Below are 17,216 nucleotides of genomic sequence, written 5' to 3' on the forward strand. Positions count from 1 at the left end.
TGTTGGTGTTTACGCCTAATGTTTGCGCGTTGTTTCTATTACGGCCCCACCAAGGCAGATGTCGCCTTGGTAAAATACAGCGGACTGCCCAGGGGTTACGGCGCGCTGAGGCTCATCGAATACTGCGATAACACCGTCGCCGTTAGCCGTTAGCGTACACCACTGTTCCGGTTGTCGGTAGCGTGTTTTTGCAGTGCAGCGAAATGGTTCGCTAAGTGTTGGTGCCAAGCGTGGGTTTATCCAATGCATAGCGCCTGTTGTAAGTTCGTTGCTGAACAGCAAAGGATGGTTGCTACCTTGAACCACTACTAGCTGATTGGTTTGCAAGCGCTTTTCTGCCACATACCAAGGCGCTTCCGGGCGACCTGGTACGCCGCCAATGCCCAAGCCTTGGCGCTGGCCAATGGTGTGATACATCAAGCCTTGGTGTTTACCAATTTCAACACCGTTTTCATCGACGATAACGCCGGGCTGCGCGGGCAGGTAGGTTTCTAGAAAGTCTTTAAAGCGACGCTCGCCAATAAAGCATATGCCGGTGCTGTCTTTTTTGTTATGGGTGACAAGCCCGCGCTCTTCTGCAATTGCGCGCACTTGTGGCTTTTCAATGTCACCAATAGGGAAGAGGGTTTGTGCAAATTCCTGTTCGCCTACCGCGTGTAGAAAGTAGCTTTGGTCTTTATTGGGGTCTAAACCTTTGCGCAGTTGAGTGCAGCCTTCGTGTTGGCTGGTGCGGGTGTAGTGGCCCGTGGCGATGTAATCTGCACCCAATTTCTTGGCGTACTCTAGGAATACTTTAAATTTAATTTCTCTATTACATAGAATATCAGGGTTGGGCGTGCGGCAGGCCTTGTACTCCTCTAGGAAGTATTCGAATACGTTATCCCAGTACTGGCGGGCGAAATTGGCTGTATGCAGGTGAATATCGAGTTTTTGGCATACGGCTGCGGCATCCATCAGGTCGGTCATGGCGGTGCAGTATTCTGTGCCGTCGTCCTCGTCCCAGTTTTTCATAAACAAACCTTCCACCTTGTAGCCCTGCTGCTTAAGCAAAAGCGCCGAAACGGAGGAGTCCACGCCGCCAGACATGCCAACAATGACGGTAATCTCATTGGCTGGTCGCGGGTCGTTGGGCGTAAAAGGGGCTATTTCTATGGCCATAGGGCAGGTATTGTCTAGTTGTGTGGATGAATGCGGCGGCTATTGTAAAGGCGAGCGGAAGAAGGTGCCAGTATTGGCGCGTAAAGTGTTAAACTCATTAACTTGCCAGCCTCGAATGCATAATAATAAACCAATGGGGGACCTATGAGCCGAGATATTCGTGTTATTACTACTACTTTAGTCGTAAAAATAGTGCATGTTTGTTTGGCTGCTCTACTAGTGTACTGCGCAGTAATCCAGCTTAACGACCCCGACCCTTATTTTTGGGCGCTTATGTACGCCGTTTGTGCGGCTGTGCCTTTAATGAATTTATTTGCACGTAATTATTTGGCGGTTTGCTGGCTGGCAATGTTGTTGTGTTCGGTTGGTATTGGGGTTTCCAGTGGTGGCATGATCGAATACTTGCAAAATGCGGGCGAAGAGCCACTTATGCAGCCAATGAGCGATGAAAAATATTACATAGAAGAAGCGCGCGAAATGCTTGGTGCGTTAGTATCATTACTCATAGTGTTGGGATATTTTGTTATTAAGCGCTCGCGTAGAACTGCTACACAAAACTAATTTAGTTTTCATTTATACATATAACAGAAACATAGAACAGATTATTTATATGACAGACAAAGACCCATTTGCCCATTTAACGCCACCAAATGCTGATGATGAAGATATTCATGTGACGCTTATGAAGCAAACTGCAATAATTTCTTGGCGCGAACTACAACGCTTTTTTGCTGCAGGTAAAGTTATCGAGGTAGCGCGTGGAGTGGACCTTGTAAACGTTGGGCTAGCGCTAGTGGAAGATAACGCTGCGGCTATTAAAGAGTGGATGGATAAAGAGCAAGTGCAGATTATTCCCGATACTACCGCGGCACAGTTTGTGGAAACCGACGCGAGTGTGTGGGCATTGGCTGTGGCGCCTTGGGTGTTAGTGCAGCAGGTGGAACCAGCCCCCAAGCACTAATGGCTCAACGCTATTTACTAAAGTCCAACGCTAATGGCTAAATTGAGGGGAGAGTTGTAGGAAATAGGTAATTGCCAATTTAAACCAAGTCTTACTTGGACTTGATTGGATGATCCCTAGTACAATTGCATCCTCTAAATATAAGTTGCATTAGTAGAGTAGCATATGACTGATTTTGTACAGGGCCAGCGTTGGGTTGTAGATTCCGAGCCTGAGCTAGGTTTGGGTATGGTAGTGGGAATGGATGAGCGCACTGTCACGATTCTTTTCCCTGAAGTAGATACAGAAAGACGATATAACGCACAGCAAGCTCCGCTTACACGAATTCAGTTTGAAGTGGGTGATGAAATTCAGCCACGCGAAGGTGAGCCTCAAATAGTGGCCACCGTGCACGAACAAAATGGTGTGCTCGTATACGAAACACAAAACGGTCAGCTAGTTGTTGAAACAATGCTCGCCGGTAGCATTCGCCTTAATCAGCCTTATATGCGTTTGATTACAGGTCAACTCGATAAGCCAAACTGGTTTCACTTCCGTCGTAAATTCGACAACGCCATGACCAAAGCTTGGTGCTCTGGTTTAAAAGGTTATCTCGGTGTTCGCGCCAACTTAATTCCACATCAACTATATGTAGCCACCTCGGCTTGTAACCGCGAACGCGTGCGTGTGTTGTTGGCGGATGAAGTGGGTTTGGGTAAAACCCTTGAAGCAGGCCTAATTTTAAGTCGCCTATTAAAGCTTGAGCGCGTATCGCGCGCGTTAATCATTGTGCCAGATACATTACAAGTGCAATGGTTGGTAGAGCTGGTGCGCAAGTTTAGTTTGTATCCTTCTTTATACGATGGGGAAGGCTACGATTTTGGCAATGCGGGTGTACACATTGTGCCGCACTCAGTGCTTATTACCGAGCAAGAAAATTTGCTAAGCCACGATTTTGATATTGCCATTGTGGATGAGGCGCACCACATAAGCATGGAAAGCGAAGGCTTTGCTGTGCTTAAAATGCTTTCCACTTTGTTGAACCACCTTATTTTGCTTACGGCAACGCCCGAGCAGTTGGGAGCAGAAAGTCATTTCGCGCGCTTGCAGTTGCTGGATGCCGCTAAGTTTACCGATTTTGATTCGTTTATTTCGCAAGAAAATACTTACGCAGAGCTAAGTAAACGTATTCAAGATTTACCTGCTGGCAAAGATCAGTTGGTTGCCGATTTAGGCTTAGAGCCGGGCGATGATGAATTTGTTATCAAACAGCTGTTAGATCAGCACGGTGTTGGCCGTGTCATGTTCCGCAATGCACGCAAAGCGGTTGCTGGGTTTCCTGCACGTATTTGCTTGCCTCATCAGTTGGAAGAGGATGGCTGGGATAGCAAGTTCGAATGGCTTGCGCAGTGGTTAAAGGCTAACCCCAAGCAGAAAGCGCTCGTTATTTGCCATACAGCGGATACCGTTAAAGAGTGTGAGCTGTATTTATGGGAAAAGCACGGCATTGATGTTGCCGTATTTTATGAAGAGCAAACGCTCATAGAGCGAGATAAATCTGCAGCTTACTTTGCCGACGAAGAGCGCGGGGCACGCATCCTTTTGTGTTCAGAAATTGGTAGTGAGGGCCGTAACTTTCAGTTTAGTAGCCATCTAATATGTTTGGATTTGCCCGATCACCCAGAGTTGTTAGAGCAGCGCATTGGTCGCTTGGATCGTATAGGCCAGAAGAACGATGTGTCTGTGCATGTTCCATGTCACCCAGAAAGTGACACGGCAAAGCAATTGTTTTGGTATAACGATATTTTAAACTGTGTGGAGCAACAAAACCCAGCTTCTACAGCCATTCACGATAAGTACTGGCAGCAAGATTCTCTAAGCTGGGGGAGTGCCGACTTAGCAGAAATTAGAGAAGAGTTAGCACAATTGCAGCTTAAAATTGTAGAGGGTCGCGACGCTTTACTAGAGCTAAATAGTTGCCGACAACCCTTTGCCGATCAGTTAGCCCAGTCTATTGCCGATTTTGAACAAGCTACACCCGAAGAATTGGTGAGCGAGGCAAGTGAGTTACTTCAATTTCACTACGAGCAAACTTTCGACGGCATTTTTAGCTTAATACCTTCCGATAAAATGCTAATTCCTGCTTTACCTGGGTTGCCCGCAGAAGGTGTAGAGTTAACTTACGATCGCGACATTGCCAATAGTCGCGAAGACCTGCACTTTTTAACGTGGGATTCACCGTTTATTGAAGGGTTGTGGGAGCTGTTGCATCACTCGGAGTTAGGTTCTGCTTCTGTCGCTATGTTGCCAAGTCGACAATTGCCAGCGGGGCACTGTTTGTTAGAGGTGTGCTTCGACTTTATGATTCAGTCGCCAGCTGCAAAAGAGTGTTTGCCGTTTATACAAGAAAGCAGTGTGCGCAGTTTAGTGTTAGATGTTGGTGAAAATGATTTGTCTGGTATTTTGCCTGAGTCTGCTCTTGAGGCGAACTTGCAGGGTGTGAAAAAACACTTGGCGAGAGAGGTTATAAAGTCGCGTAAAGAGGCTATACCTCAGTGGTTTAAAAAGGCCGAAGATATTTCTGTAGCCAAAAAGTCTGCAGTGCAAGCGGCTGCTACCGAAAGAGCGCAAAGCTTTTTTGAAGGCGAAATAAAGCGTTTAAAAACGCTAAAGGCGAAGAACCCGCTAATTGACGATGCCGAAATAGCGCTGTTAGAGGTAAAAAGCCAAGCGGTGCAGCATGCAATTAACCACGCTGCTCACCTTCAGTTGTCGGCCATTCGTTTAATAGTGATTACTCCTGCGGAGTAATCACTAAAAGCTAAACAACGACTACAGAGTTTTCGATTGCGCCCAGTCCGCTGGGTGCGTATTTATCTGCAGTGTAGTCGTTTTCCCAGCGCTCCCCGTCTAGCACAAATTTATATTGATATTCATTGCCCGTTTCTAAATCGAGAGTTGTCGCGTAAGCGCCATTTTTTTGCTTGCGAAGTTTTGCGTCTTCAAACTTCCAGCCGTTAAACTCACCGGCTAAATAGGCTTGCTTGCTCTGCTCGGCCAGCTCCTCTGGCAGCACAAATTTAACCTTGCACACGGGTTTAGATTTAAGGTATTTTTTTTCTACACTCATAACAGCATCTCCATGATGGTGTGAATAACGGAAGTGGGGCACGGATTGTAAGGGCTTAATATTATGCTCGATTGTTAGTTGCACGCTAATTGAATAGCAAGCGCTGTGCCGAACTCTGCGAATTGTAGGCTTCTTTATTGGTTGGCGTGTTGTGTTTGATGTCAATATTATTTGCTGGGCTGGTAGCAGTTCACGTAATTTAAGGGTAGCTTTGGTTGGGTGAGGTTAAACTCTATATCTGATAGTACTAATGGGCTGCGCAGTTTGTTGCCAAGCTGCTTAATTTCTTCGAGCGAAAACCAATTTGCCTCGATAATACCAGCATCTAATTTTGCATCTGCATTGTGTGCAAGCGGGCGAGCGCTAAATGTAACGCGTAAATAGGTGACGCCATTACTAGGGGCTGTGTATTGATTGATGCGAACTAAGCCTGTGAGCTCTACATCCCAACCTGTTTCTTCTTTTGTTTCTCTTAAGGCAGCCTCAAATAGTGTTTCATTTGGTTCTAGGTGGCCGGCCGGCTGGTTGTATTTTTCGCCGTTGTCGGTTTTTTCGTGTACTAGTAAAAACTTGCCGTTATTCTCTATCACCGTTGCTACGGTGACATGTGCGTACCATTCGTTCATTAATTTATCGCTTGTTAGGTTTGTTAGTTGGCTTAGTGGTTCTTTTTTTGTAATTCCCCGTGCTGGTGCGAGGTTTTTGCTTAGGAGGGGCGAGGTGAACAGTTTCTTCTTTGTAGCTGCCTGGTGCTAGGTTGTCTAATTGCCACGGGCCTATTGCTGCTCGAATCAAGCGCAAAGTTGGGTAGTTTACAGCAGCTGTCATTCTGCGTACTTGACGGTTTTTTCCTTCGCTAATAGTTAGGCGTAGCCAGCTTGTGGGAATGTTTTTTCGTTCGCGCACAGGTGGGTTGCGCTCCCACAAGTTTTGCGGTGGTGCAATTTTTTTTGCTTTAGCTGGTTTGGTTTTGCCGTCTTTAAGTTCTACGCCCGCTTCTAATTGCGCTATTGCTTCTTGGGTAATGTCACCTTCAACCTGCACCCAATAGGTTTTTTCGAGTTTTTGGCTGGGGTGGCTAATCCTGTGTTGGAGGCTGCCATTGTTAGTAAGAATGAGTAAACCTTCTGAATCTAGATCTAACCTGCCTGCGGGGTAGTAATCTTTATACTTTCCATCTGGTAGCAAGTTGGCAAGGGTGTTGCGGCCTTCTCCATCGGTAAATTGGCAGAGGGTATTGTAAGGTTTATTGATAAGAAGCAGTGATGCCATTGGTAGCCGTTAAGTCTAAATGTTTAATTATGGGGCGTTTTTGCTATTTTAAGTGCAGTTTGCACCAGTTTGAGTCGAAAACGCGTAAGTTCGTGCTGTATGGCCGAACTTACGTTTACTACTAAAGCCTGATATAATCGCGCCCGCTTTTTGGAGCCAGTATCGCACACAAACCCTTATGCGCGTACTTGCCTCCGGGTAACCCCTACAAGGGGCCGCCTTTGCTCAGCCCATCAACTAGGAACTGACATGACCAACGAAACCCCAAAAATTATCTACACCGAAACAGATGAAGCGCCAGCATTGGCTACTTATTCGTTGTTTCCTATCGTAAAAAAATACGCTGCAGCAGCAGGTGTTGAGCTAGAAATGCGCGACATCTCATTGGCTGGCCGTATTTTAGCTGTATTCCCTGAATTCCTTGCTGAAGATCAGCGTCAATCTGATGCGCTTGCAGAGTTGGGTGAGCTAGCTAAACAGCCAAGCGCGAACATTATTAAGTTGCCGAATATTAGCGCTTCTATTCCACAGTTGGTAGCGGCTATTAAAGAGCTTCAAGCTAAAGGCTATGCCTTACCCGATTACCCCGAAGAGCCTAAAGATGAGAAAGAAGCGAGCATCAAAGCACGCTACGACAGCGTTAAAGGTAGTGCGGTAAACCCAGTGTTGCGTGAAGGTAACTCCGATCGTCGTGCGCCTGCTTCTGTTAAAGCTTACGCTCAGAAAAACCCACACAGCATGGGTGAGTGGAAGTCTGATTCCAAATCTCACGTAGCTTCTATGGAAAGCGGCGACTTTTTCGGTTCTGAAAAATCAGTAACTGTAGATGCCGCAACAGCCGTGCGCATTGAGCTTGTTGGCGCGGATGGTTCTGTAAAAGTATTAAAGGCTTCTACGCCGCTTTTGGCTGGTGAAGTAATTGATGCGTCTGTTTTGAGTAAGGCGGCTTTGCGCAACTTTATTGCTAAAGAAATCGCCGATGCTAAAGCGCAGGACGTTTTGTTTTCTGTGCATTTAAAAGCCACCATGATGAAAGTATCTGACCCAATTATTTTTGGTCATGTGGTGTCTGTATTCTTCGAAAGCGTTTACACCAAGTACGCCAGCGTATTCGCCGATTTGGGTATTTCGCCAAACAATGGTTTGGGTGACCTGTTTGCCAAAATTAAAGCGTTACCTGAAGATCTGCAAGCTGAGATCAAAGCTGCTGTTCAAGCGTGTTACGACAACGGCCCACGCTTAGCTATGGTGAACTCCGATAAGGGTATTACCAACCTGCACGTGCCTAGCGATGTAATTATCGATGCTTCTATGCCAGCTGCAATTCGCACCTCAGGCATGATGTGGGGGCCAGATGGTAAAGCGGCCGATACTAAAGCGGTTATCCCAGATCGCAGCTACGCGGGTGTTTACCAAGAAACTATCGACTTCTGTAAGGCAAATGGTGCTTTCGACCCTCGCACCATGGGCAGCGTATCAAACGTTGGTTTGATGGCGCAAAAAGCAGAAGAGTACGGTTCACACGATAAAACTTTTGAAATTCCAGCTGCCGGTACCGTTAAGGTTATCGATGAGGCGGGTAACGTGCTTATTGAGCACGCTGTAGAGCAGGGTGACATTTGGCGTATGTGCCAAGTAAAAGATGCACCTATCCAAGATTGGGTGAAGTTGGCTGTTAACCGCGCTCGCGCGACTGGCAACCCCGCTATATTCTGGTTAGATGCAAACCGTGCTCACGATGCTCAGTTGATTGCGAAGGTAAATGCTTATTTGCCTCAGCACGATACTTCTGGTTTGGATATTCAAATTCTTGCCCCTAAAGAAGCAACGCGCTTTTCTTTAGAGCGCATGAAAGAGAGTAAAGACACCATCTCTGTTACAGGTAACGTTTTGCGCGATTACTTGACTGACTTGTTCCCTATTTTAGAATTGGGTACCAGTGCTAAGATGCTGTCTATTGTTCCATTAATGAACGGTGGCGGTTTATTTGAAACTGGCGCTGGTGGTTCTGCTCCTAAGCATGTTGAGCAGTTGGTTGATGAAAACCATTTGCGTTGGGATTCTTTAGGTGAATTCCTGGCTTTAGCTGCTTCTTTGGAGCACTTAAGTGAAGTAGCAAACTTGCCAAAGGCTAAAGTACTTGCCGATACCTTGGATGCGGCTACAGCTAAGTTCTTGGATACCAATAAGTCTCCTTCACGTAAAGTGGGTGAGTTGGATAACCGTGGCAGCCATTTCTATTTGGCTATGTACTGGGCAGAGGCGCTTGCGGCGCAGTCTGACGACGCTGAGCTTCAAGCGAAATTCGCTGGTTTAGCATCTACCCTTACTGGTAGTGAAGCGGCAATCGTTGAAGAGTTGAACGCGGTGCAGGGTTCTGCTGTTGATGTAGGCGGTTACTACAAGTTGGATGCTGAATTGGCATCTAAGGTTATGCGTCCAAGTGCTACCTTTAATGCAGCAATCGATGCGCTGTAATTAAAAAATTACTGAATGAGTGTGTAAAGGGCTGGTAATCCAGCCCTTTTTTTTGCTTCTAGAAATTGAAATGCCAACATTGGGTCCACGGCAAAGCCTCCCAATATTGAGCGGGATTTCTAGATTTTAAGCGAAAAGGTGGGCTGCTTAACCGGGTTCGGTTTCTGCTATAGATTGCTCTACAGTAGGTTGCTGCTCACTGGTTTCGGGTAAGTCTGTGCATTGAATGTTTTTAGCGTGCAAACCTTTATCACCTTTTTCGATCTCAAAGGTAACGGGTTGGCCAGCTTTTAGCGTACGATAACCTTCCATTTCGATGGAAGAGTAGTGTGCGAAGAGGTCTTCTCCGCCGGCGTCAGGTAGAATAAACCCAAAGCCCTTAGCATTGTTAAACCATTTGACGGTTCCGGTAGGCATAGCTCGGTCCCTTTAATATTGATGCATTAACCCTTATTTAAGTAATCCATTGGGCACTTATTGTTATTACTGCAATCACGGTCCTCGCAATTGCACACTTTGTAACCAACTGTAACCTTATTGTCAAGTGCTGATGGTTATTAGTACAGATTTTTTAGATCGAAGTGCTTCAAATTTGTGAATTTTGTGGCGTATAGTTAATCTGGAAGTATGAATTTTCCGTAGGTTTGGATATCAAATGGGTAAACTTGAAAAACTTCTACTAACATTAAGTAAAGAGAGTGATGAAGACACCACTTTTGACGGTGGAGTCGCCGTACAGGCGGAAAAGCCTCGCTTAAAGCGGCCCCCAATGTACAAAGTAGTTATGTTGAATGATGACTACACGCCAATGGAATTTGTGGTTGAGGTGTTGGAACTCTTTTTTAGTATGAATCGTGAATCGGCAACAAGAATTATGCTTCGCGTTCATACAGAGGGAAAGGCTGTTTGCGGTGTGTTTTCGCGTGATGTAGCAGAAACAAAAGCGGCCCAAGTAAACCAATACGCAAAACAAAATGAACATCCGTTGCTTTGCGAGATCGAAGCGTCATCCGATGACGATTCGGACTAGTCTAACCAGCTCGAAGGTGCAGTAGCCCATGTTGAGTAAAGAATTAGAGTCCACATTAAATGCGGCATTCCGTGGAGCGAGAACCAAGCGTCATGAGTTTATGACGGTGGAGCACTTGCTCTTGGCATTATTAGACAACGAGTCAGCTTCTAGCGTGCTTAGGGCGTGCGGTGCTGACTTGGCGTTTTTGCGTCAAGAACTCTCTGAATTTGTGGATTCCACAACGCCACTTATTCCAGAAGATGACGACGAGCGCGAAACGCAGCCTACGCTGGGGTTCCAGCGTGTATTGCAGCGTGCTGTTTTTCACGTGCAATCGTCCGGTAAAAATGAGGTGACGGGTGCCAATGTACTGGTTGCCATTTTTAGTGAGCAAGAAAGCCAAGCTGTTTTTTACCTAAAACAGCAAAGCGTTGCTCGGATCGATGTGGTGAATTTTATCACCCACGGCATTTCCAAGGTTTCAGGTTCGGCCAGCCACGGTGTAGAGGGTGGCCACCAAGAGCAGCATGACGACGAAGCGTCGGGTGCCAGCGTTGGCGATGGTCAGCAGCAGCCGCTGGAATCATTCGCAACCAATTTAAATGAGCAGGCGCTGCTAGGGCGTATAGACCCGTTAGTAGGGCGTGACTCTGAGGTGGAGCGAGTAGTGCAAATTCTTGCTCGTCGCCGTAAAAACAACCCCCTATTGGTTGGGGAAAGCGGTGTAGGTAAAACCGCTATAGCCGAAGGCTTAGCCAAAAAGATTGTAGACGAAGAAGTGCCAGAGATATTGGCAAACAGTGTTGTGTACTCCTTGGATATGGGGTCGCTGTTGGCGGGCACTAAATATCGCGGCGATTTTGAGAAACGTTTTAAAGGGCTGTTGGCAGACCTTAAAAAACGCGAAGGCGCTATTTTGTTTATCGATGAAATACACACCATCATTGGTGCGGGTGCCGCATCCGGTGGGGTGATGGATGCATCGAATCTGCTTAAGCCCCTGTTAACCAGTGGTGATTTACGCTGCATAGGTTCAACCACCTTCCAAGAATATCGAGGTATCTTTGATAAAGATCGCGCGCTCTCTCGTCGTTTCCAAAAGATAGACGTTAACGAGCCAAGCGTAGACGATACCTACAAGATTCTTAAGGGCCTTAAAACGCGTTTCGAGAAGCACCACAACCTCAAATACACCGATACAGCCCTTAAGGCGGCTGCGGAACTCGCTGGCAAGTACATCAGCGACCGCTTTATGCCCGATAAGGCCATTGATGTTATTGACGAGGCGGGTGCCTTCCAGCAGCTGCAGCCTGAATCTAAGCGCAAAAAACAAATTGGTGTGCGCGATATTGAAGAAATTGTAGCCAAAATAGCGCGTATACCGGCCAAGAGTGTGTCGTCTTCTGATAAGTCGCTACTTGTTAAGCTTGAAGATACCTTGCGCATGACAGTATTTGGTCAGCATGAGGCTATTAGTACTATTACTTCGGCTATCAAGCTCTCGCGAGCAGGTTTAACCAATCACGATAAGCCAATTGGTTCGTTCTTGTTTGCTGGCCCCACGGGCGTTGGTAAAACTGAGTTGTGTAAGCAGTTGGCAACGGCAATGGGTGTAGAGCTGATTCGCTTCGATATGTCTGAGTATATGGAGCGCCACACGGTGTCGCGCCTAATTGGTGCGCCTCCAGGCTACGTAGGCTTCGATCAGGGCGGTTTACTCACCGATGCAGTAACAAAACACCCGCATTGCGTAGTGTTGCTTGACGAGCTTGAGAAGGCCCATCCAGACGTGTTTAACCTTTTGCTGCAAGTAATGGATCACGGTTCGCTTACCGACAATAACGGTAGAGCAGCGGATTTCCGCAATGTTGTGCTTATTATGACAACTAACGCAGGTGCGGAGGTGATGAGCAGGGCGAGTATGGGCTTTACCCATCAGGATCACTCAACCGATGGTATGGAGGCAATTAAAAAGGCCTTTACACCAGAATTCCGCAACCGAATGGATGCCATTATTCAGTTTGGGCCGCTTTCACTCGAAGTTATTCGCACTGTAGTGGATAAGTTCTTGATGGAGCTGCAGTCGCAGTTGGATGATAAGAAGATTACGCTTGAAGTTACTGATGAGGCGCGTGACTGGTTGGCCATTAACGGCTATGACGAGAAGATGGGGGCACGCCCAATGGCTCGTATTATCCAAGAGCACGTGAAGAAACCTTTGGCTGAAATGGTGCTGTTTGGTGCGCTTTCGGAGAAGGGCGGTACAGTGCAAATAGCGGTTGTCGACGATAAGATCGTTATTGAGGCAGAAGAGGTGTTGGTGGCGAGTTAGCCGCGCCTTTAAATTTTAGGCACAAAAAAGCCCGCTAATGGTTAACCAGTAGCGGGTTTTTTATGGAGTTTCGTTCGCTGTGTCTAAATTAGCGGGCGCGGTATGTAATACGGCCTTTAGATAGGTCGTATGGAGTCATTTCTACTTTGACTTTATCGCCAGTAAGAATGCGAATGTAGTTCTTACGCATTTTGCCAGAGATATGCGCAGTAACAACGTGGCCATTTTCTAATTTGACTCGAAATGTGGTGTTTGGAAGCGTGTCGATGACTTCGCCTTCCAGTTCAAAATTGTCTTCTTTTGCCATCCGGCACTAACCTCTACCTTTGCGGGGTGTGATTTTGGAGGCGGCATTTTGCCTGAAAAGGGCGAATAAGCCAAGCAGCATTCGGCTTTGAAAGGAAATGAGCCATAAAATAAACCTTTATGGCTCATTTGAGAGAGGTTATTGCGCGGGTTGTTGTGCTTGTGTTTTAGCTTTGGTCATGTCACCCGCTTTGATGTAGAGCATATTGTCGGGGTCAAAGTACCTTTGCATGGTTTTTTGAACCTGCTCAGGGGTTAGCGCAAGCAATGCCTGCTCAAACTTTTTATCTTCTAGAACTGAGCGTTTGTAAAATACTTGATCTGTTAACATTTGTACCAAGTTTTTATCTTCTGAGCGCGCTACGTGGTTGCGCTGCACAATGCCCGATTTTGCGTTCTTAATTTCTTCCTCGGTAAAGCCTTCTTCAAGTAAGCGCGCTAGTTCCTCTTTAAAGCCTTGCTCAATGTTATCGAGGTTTTGCGGTGCGCCAATGGCGTAACCCCAAAAAGCAGCGCGTGGGCTAAGTTTGGAGGGCGAAAGTGACGCGCCGGCGCCGTAACTCCAGCCTTCTTTTTGTCTTAGACGAGTGGCCAAGCGGCTATTAATAAAACCGCCGCCAAATACGTAGTTGCCTAGCGTTAATGCGGGTACATCCTCGTGATCGGCTTGTATTTCGTAGAGGTTTACAGCTAAGAAAATACCGTTTTCTTTGTCGGGGGTATCGAATACGGCTGGCGTGGTGTCGATGGCGTTGTAATCTTCAACGATATGTACATACGGCGTATCATTTTTCCAGTCGGCAAATTGTGCTTCTAATTCTTTTAATATCACTTCGGGTTCAACATCGCCAACAACGGATACAATCATATTGTTTGCGCTAAAAAACCGGTTGTAATATTCGATAAGTTCGTCGCGACTGTATGAGTTTAAGCTATCGATACTCTCTTGCAGTGTTGGGCTGTAGTGCGGGTGCCCCTTATCTACTGGCAGTAGGCGGCGAGAAGCTTCTGTTTGCGCAATGGTATTAGGGTCTTGCAGTGAGTATTCAAGCGAAACTTTGGTGGCGGATTTAATTACATCGAGCTCCGACTGAGGGAAGGTTGGGTTTTTCAAACCTTCAGCCAGCAATTGCAATGCGGGGATGAGGTTTTCTTTATCGGTTTCCATCCAAGCCCATGCGCTACCAGGGTTGCTGCCGTAGCCCGCGTAGGTTTTTAATTTGTCGAACTGATCCTTCATTTCTTCGCGGGTGTAGTTTTTTGTACCCTTGTCGAGCATTTGGCCCACAATGCCGGCATAAGCTTGGGTGTCGGTTAAGCTTTCTAGAGTGCCGTAATTAATTTGAATATTGAGGCGCACCGTTTCGCCACGAGTCTTTTTGGGAATCATGGCAACTTGTATGGTATCTGCCACGGTAAAGGTTTGCGTGCGCTCGGCAATATTGTCATAGGATGGGTCAAACGCTTCGCCCATGCTTACATTTTGTTTGCCAACGTAACCTTCTAGTAGGCTGGCAACACTCTCTGGTTGCGGCAGGGTAACGCGCTGCGGTGTTTCGGTAGGAATAAAACGCCCTACAACGCGGTTGTTCTGAGTAAAGTAGGCCTTGGCTACGCGCTGAACGTCTTCGAGGGTGACTTCTGCAATTCTGTCGCGCTGTAAAAAGCGCAGACGCCAATCGCCTGTGGTTACCCAGTCGCTTAAGCCGATGGCTACAGATTCTGTGTTGTTCATCGCTTTTTCAAAATCTTTAGCGATACTGCGCTTGGCTCTTTCCAGCTCTGCCTCAGTAACGGGGGTGGCGGTTAGGGTTTCCATTTGTTCTATAAGTACTGCCTCAGCGGCAGCGAGGTCTTTTTGCTTATCTACAATTGCGCCAGCTCTAAAAGAGCCAGCGTCGCTTAAGGATTGGTCCCACGCAAATACTTGCGAAGCGATACCAGTTTCTACTGCGTTTTTATAAAGCCGTCCGGTTGGGTTATCACCAATAATATTGGCGAGTACAGCAATTGCTGCGCTGTCTGGATGGACAGCCGAAGGCGTGTGGTAGGAAGCCATAACAAGTTGTATGTCGCCCACTCGGCGTACGGTAACAGTGCGCTCTCCATCGCTGGGGGTTTCTTGGGTGTAGAGCGTTGGGAGAGTGCGCTTGGGCTTTTTAATTTTGCCAAAATATTTCTTGATGAGTTTTAGCGTTGCCTCTTCATCAATTTTACCCGCGACAATAAGTGTTGCGTTGTCTGGCTGGTAATAGGTCTCGTAAAAATTGCGCAGACGCTCGATAGATACGTTTTCTAAATCGGATGGAGCACCAATAGTACTTTTGCCGTAGTTATGCCACATATATGACGCAGCTTGCATTTTTTGCATTAGCACACGGAAAGGGCTGTTTTCACCGCGTTCTAGCTCATTGCGTACAACGGTCATTTCGCTGTCGAGGTGCTCTTTTTTAATGAACGAATTCACCATTCTGTCGGCTTCGAGCTCTAGTGCCCAGCGTAGGTTTTCTTCGGTAGCGTTAAATGTTTCGTAATAGTTGGTTCTATCTAGCCAAGTGGTGCCATTTGCTTTGGCACCATGCTTGGTGAGTTCGTCGGGTATATCTTTATGCTTGGGGGTACCCTTAAAAAGCAAGTGCTCCAACAGGTGCGCCATACCCGTTTCGCCGTAATTTTCGTGTTTGGAGCCAACGTGATAGGTAATGTTTACCGTAACGGTTTCTTTGGTTGGGTCTGGAAATAGCAGCACCTGCAAGCCGTTTTTAAGGCGGTATTCGGTAATCCCTTCGGTTTGCACCACTTTTTCTACGCCTTTCAATGCAAAAGCGTTTGGCGTGCATACTGCTAGCACTAGCAGGCAAAAGGTTATGCTGCGAAGTAAACGTTGGTATCCAATCATGTATTGCTCCGTTTGGTGCGATTTTTATTGTGTTCTGTTAATACTACTTACTTAAGTTTTATACGGTGGGAATTTATTACTAGCGGTGTTATTTGCTGTATGGGGGTTGATGTTAGCTGTTATACGGCATGTGTTAAATAAATGTTAGCCATTGATTGTTAATAAATAATTCAAACGGTTTGTAGAGTGTTTTATAGCTCATTTTTTGGCACTCTTTAATCCAGTATCCCAAATAAACATAGCGGTTACTTTGCTTTTGGGCCCACTCTATTTGGGCGAGTACCGCATAAACCCCTAGGCTGCGCTTTTGCTCGTTTGGGTCGAAAAAAGTGTACACGGCAGATATGCCGTTTTTTAGTTGGTCGGCGACAGCCACCCCAATTAAACTATTCTCGCTATTTCTAAATTCGAGGTACTTGGTTACCCCCCATTGCGCCGAAAGAAAACTGCGATATTCATCCCGTTTAGGAGGGTACATATCGCCGTCAGAGTGGCGCCGCTCTATATATTTTGCGTACAGCGTGTAGTGCTCATCCGTGTCGATAGTGCTTACCACTGTTACGGTTAAATCTTTGTTTTTGCGCAAACATCTTTGTTGACTGCGGTTGGGTGTAAAAGTTTCAACGTCTACTCGAATGGGGATGCACGCTTGGCAGGTTTTGCAGGCTGGGCGGTATATGTGTTTACCGCTGCGCCGAAACCCGTAGTTGGTAAGTTGGCTGTATAGGTTTTGGTCAACGCTTACTTCGGGGTCGATAAAAACGGTGGTAGCGTCTCGGTCGTCGAGGTAGCTGCACGGGTGTGGGGTGGTAGCAAATAATTTAAGTTCGTTTAAATCTGTCACTTATAGAGCGCCAACTGGCAAATAGCTAAAAGAGTTGGCCATAGTCTGGCATATTCCAACTATTTTGCCACCCCTCTATTTGGCACTTGGGGGGCTGACTTTGCAGTGATTGTTGTAATATTTGCTCAAATTCTACACGAGGCATTTCTGCTGCCCCAAACGAGGCGAGGTATTCGGTGGCAACTTGGCAATCGATGGCATAAAAGCCCCAGCTCGCCAGTTGAGTTGCAAGGTTGGCGAACGCTATTTTGGATGCGCCAGACACTTTGCTAAACATAGATTCGCCATAAAAAACGCGATTGATGGCGATACCGTACAGGCCTCCGACGAGCTCACCATCTTGCCACGCTTCTATACTGTGGGCGTAGCCGAGCTTGTGTAGCTCTAGATACGCGTTTTCCATATCTGTGGTTATCCAAGTGCCATCTTGATCGGCACGCGGCTGGGCGCAGCCCTGCATCACATCGCTAAAATGCGTGTCTATGGTAATTTTGAATGCTTGTTTTTTGGCGAGTTTTTTAAGTGTTTTACCAAGGTGTAAATTTTGCGGTAGCAACACCATGCGCGGGTCTGGGCTCCACCACAGAATAGGTTGGGAGTCGTCGAACCATGGGAAGATGCCTTTTTTATAGGCAGCTATTAGCCGGGCGGGGGAGAGATCTCCTCCCACTGCAAGTAGACCATTTGGGTCTTCTAATGCGCTAGTGGTGGGAGGGAAGACGGTATCGTGCGGGTTGAGCCAAACTAATTCAGGCATATGCTTCCAAATTGAGAAGTCGCATTGAAATAGCTAAGTAGCCCGCAGCGACAGGCAAATAAAGCTAAGCTAAATTTGCCTGCAGTTT

Annotated in this window: 15 protein-coding genes; 6 read left to right on the plus strand and 9 right to left on the minus strand. The window is 46.8% G+C overall.

Features of this window, described 5'->3' with window-relative positions:
* Positions 1 to 15 precede the first annotated feature (15 nt).
* The gene (mnmA, locus tag SDE_RS08775) at positions 16 to 1,158 is read right to left on the minus strand and encodes a tRNA 2-thiouridine(34) synthase MnmA (RefSeq protein WP_011468157.1); all 1,143 of its coding nucleotides are present in this window, start codon (positions 1,156 to 1,158) and stop codon (positions 16 to 18) included.
* Positions 1,159 to 1,302: 144 nt separating this feature from the next.
* On the opposite strand from mnmA, the gene SDE_RS08780 reads away from it, so the two are divergent.
* The 3 genes from SDE_RS08780 (at position 1,303) to SDE_RS08790 (ending at position 4,909) form a co-directional block, all read left to right on the plus strand.
* The gene (locus SDE_RS08780) at positions 1,303 to 1,719 is read left to right on the plus strand and encodes a transmembrane 220 family protein (RefSeq protein ID WP_011468158.1); all 417 of its coding nucleotides are present in this window, start codon (positions 1,303 to 1,305) and stop codon (positions 1,717 to 1,719) included.
* A 49-nt stretch (positions 1,720 to 1,768) separates the two neighbouring features.
* A complete protein-coding gene (locus SDE_RS08785; RefSeq protein ID WP_011468159.1) occupies positions 1,769 to 2,119 on the plus strand; it encodes a DUF2288 domain-containing protein in 351 nt (116 codons plus the stop codon).
* A gap of 165 nt (positions 2,120 to 2,284) precedes the next feature.
* Entirely contained in the window at positions 2,285 to 4,909 is a 2,625-nt protein-coding gene (locus SDE_RS08790; RefSeq protein ID WP_011468160.1) for an RNA polymerase-associated protein RapA, read from the plus strand.
* 10 nt (positions 4,910 to 4,919) lie between these two features.
* On the opposite strand, the gene SDE_RS08795 is transcribed toward SDE_RS08790, so the two are convergent.
* The 3 genes from SDE_RS08795 to SDE_RS08805 form a co-directional block, all read right to left on the minus strand.
* The gene (locus SDE_RS08795) at positions 4,920 to 5,228 is read right to left on the minus strand and encodes an isoamylase early set domain-containing protein (protein ID WP_011468161.1); all 309 of its coding nucleotides are present in this window, start codon (positions 5,226 to 5,228) and stop codon (positions 4,920 to 4,922) included.
* Between the two features lie 167 nt (positions 5,229 to 5,395).
* Complete coding sequence (locus SDE_RS08800; RefSeq protein ID WP_011468162.1) at positions 5,396 to 5,854, minus strand: NUDIX hydrolase; 459 nt, start codon at positions 5,852 to 5,854, stop codon at positions 5,396 to 5,398.
* Positions 5,855 to 5,858: 4 nt separating this feature from the next.
* Entirely contained in the window at positions 5,859 to 6,500 is a 642-nt protein-coding gene (locus SDE_RS08805) for a pseudouridine synthase (RefSeq protein WP_011468163.1), read from the minus strand.
* A gap of 249 nt (positions 6,501 to 6,749) precedes the next feature.
* Here SDE_RS08805 and SDE_RS08810 point away from each other — a divergent pair, with 249 nt between their 5' ends.
* On the plus strand, positions 6,750 to 8,978 hold the full coding sequence (locus SDE_RS08810; RefSeq protein ID WP_011468164.1) for an NADP-dependent isocitrate dehydrogenase: 2,229 nt from the start codon (positions 6,750 to 6,752) through the stop codon (positions 8,976 to 8,978).
* A 147-nt stretch (positions 8,979 to 9,125) separates the two neighbouring features.
* On the opposite strand, the gene cspD is transcribed toward SDE_RS08810, so the two are convergent.
* Entirely contained in the window at positions 9,126 to 9,395 is a 270-nt protein-coding gene (cspD, locus tag SDE_RS08815; protein WP_011468165.1) for a cold shock domain-containing protein CspD, read from the minus strand.
* A gap of 238 nt (positions 9,396 to 9,633) precedes the next feature.
* On the opposite strand from cspD, the gene clpS reads away from it, so the two are divergent.
* Complete coding sequence (clpS, locus tag SDE_RS08820; protein WP_011468166.1) at positions 9,634 to 10,008, plus strand: ATP-dependent Clp protease adapter ClpS; 375 nt, start codon at positions 9,634 to 9,636, stop codon at positions 10,006 to 10,008.
* A 28-nt stretch (positions 10,009 to 10,036) separates the two neighbouring features.
* Positions 10,037 to 12,322: an ATP-dependent Clp protease ATP-binding subunit ClpA gene (gene clpA / locus SDE_RS08825; protein WP_011468167.1), complete on the plus strand. Its 2,286-nt coding sequence runs from the start codon at positions 10,037 to 10,039 to the stop codon at positions 12,320 to 12,322.
* An 88-nt stretch (positions 12,323 to 12,410) separates the two neighbouring features.
* Here clpA and infA read toward each other — a convergent pair whose 3' ends face one another.
* From infA to aat, 4 genes are all read right to left on the minus strand, one after another.
* Positions 12,411 to 12,629: a translation initiation factor IF-1 gene (gene infA / locus SDE_RS08830; RefSeq protein WP_011468168.1), complete on the minus strand. Its 219-nt coding sequence runs from the start codon at positions 12,627 to 12,629 to the stop codon at positions 12,411 to 12,413.
* A gap of 138 nt (positions 12,630 to 12,767) precedes the next feature.
* On the minus strand, positions 12,768 to 15,527 hold the full coding sequence (locus SDE_RS08835) for a M16 family metallopeptidase (RefSeq protein WP_011468169.1): 2,760 nt from the start codon (positions 15,525 to 15,527) through the stop codon (positions 12,768 to 12,770).
* Positions 15,528 to 15,660: 133 nt separating this feature from the next.
* Positions 15,661 to 16,371 (minus strand): arginyltransferase, encoded by a 711-nt coding sequence (locus SDE_RS08840; RefSeq protein ID WP_011468170.1) that lies wholly within the window; start codon positions 16,369 to 16,371, stop codon positions 15,661 to 15,663.
* 25 nt (positions 16,372 to 16,396) lie between these two features.
* Positions 16,397 to 17,128 (minus strand): leucyl/phenylalanyl-tRNA--protein transferase, encoded by a 732-nt coding sequence (aat, locus tag SDE_RS08845; protein ID WP_011468171.1) that lies wholly within the window; start codon positions 17,126 to 17,128, stop codon positions 16,397 to 16,399.
* Between the last annotated feature and the right edge of the window lie 88 nt (positions 17,129 to 17,216).

This window comes from Saccharophagus degradans 2-40 (assembly GCF_000013665.1).
GTDB lineage: Bacteria > Pseudomonadota > Gammaproteobacteria > Pseudomonadales > Cellvibrionaceae > Saccharophagus > Saccharophagus degradans.

Excerpts from the sequence above, each read along its gene's own strand:
- SDE_RS08785 (WP_011468159.1), top strand. The coding sequence starts at position 1,769 with ATGACAGACAAAGACCCATTTGCCCATTTAACGCCACCAAATGCTGAT.
- SDE_RS08795 (WP_011468161.1), bottom strand. The coding sequence starts at position 5,228 with ATGAGTGTAGAAAAAAAATACCTTAAATCTAAACCCGTGTGCAAGGTT.
- SDE_RS08790 (WP_011468160.1), top strand. The coding sequence starts at position 2,285 with ATGACTGATTTTGTACAGGGCCAGCGTTGGGTTGTAGATTCCGAGCCT.
- clpA (WP_011468167.1), top strand. The coding sequence starts at position 10,037 with ATGTTGAGTAAAGAATTAGAGTCCACATTAAATGCGGCATTCCGTGGA.
- cspD (WP_011468165.1), bottom strand. The coding sequence starts at position 9,395 with ATGCCTACCGGAACCGTCAAATGGTTTAACAATGCTAAGGGCTTTGGG.
- SDE_RS08835 (WP_011468169.1), bottom strand. The coding sequence starts at position 15,527 with ATGATTGGATACCAACGTTTACTTCGCAGCATAACCTTTTGCCTGCTA.
- SDE_RS08805 (WP_011468163.1), bottom strand. The coding sequence starts at position 6,500 with ATGGCATCACTGCTTCTTATCAATAAACCTTACAATACCCTCTGCCAA.
- infA (WP_011468168.1), bottom strand. The coding sequence starts at position 12,629 with ATGGCAAAAGAAGACAATTTTGAACTGGAAGGCGAAGTCATCGACACG.
- SDE_RS08780 (WP_011468158.1), top strand. The coding sequence starts at position 1,303 with ATGAGCCGAGATATTCGTGTTATTACTACTACTTTAGTCGTAAAAATA.
- SDE_RS08810 (WP_011468164.1), top strand. The coding sequence starts at position 6,750 with ATGACCAACGAAACCCCAAAAATTATCTACACCGAAACAGATGAAGCG.
- aat (WP_011468171.1), bottom strand. The coding sequence starts at position 17,128 with ATGCCTGAATTAGTTTGGCTCAACCCGCACGATACCGTCTTCCCTCCC.
- mnmA (WP_011468157.1), bottom strand. The coding sequence starts at position 1,158 with ATGGCCATAGAAATAGCCCCTTTTACGCCCAACGACCCGCGACCAGCC.
- SDE_RS08800 (WP_011468162.1), bottom strand. The coding sequence starts at position 5,854 with ATGAACGAATGGTACGCACATGTCACCGTAGCAACGGTGATAGAGAAT.
- clpS (WP_011468166.1), top strand. The coding sequence starts at position 9,634 with ATGGGTAAACTTGAAAAACTTCTACTAACATTAAGTAAAGAGAGTGAT.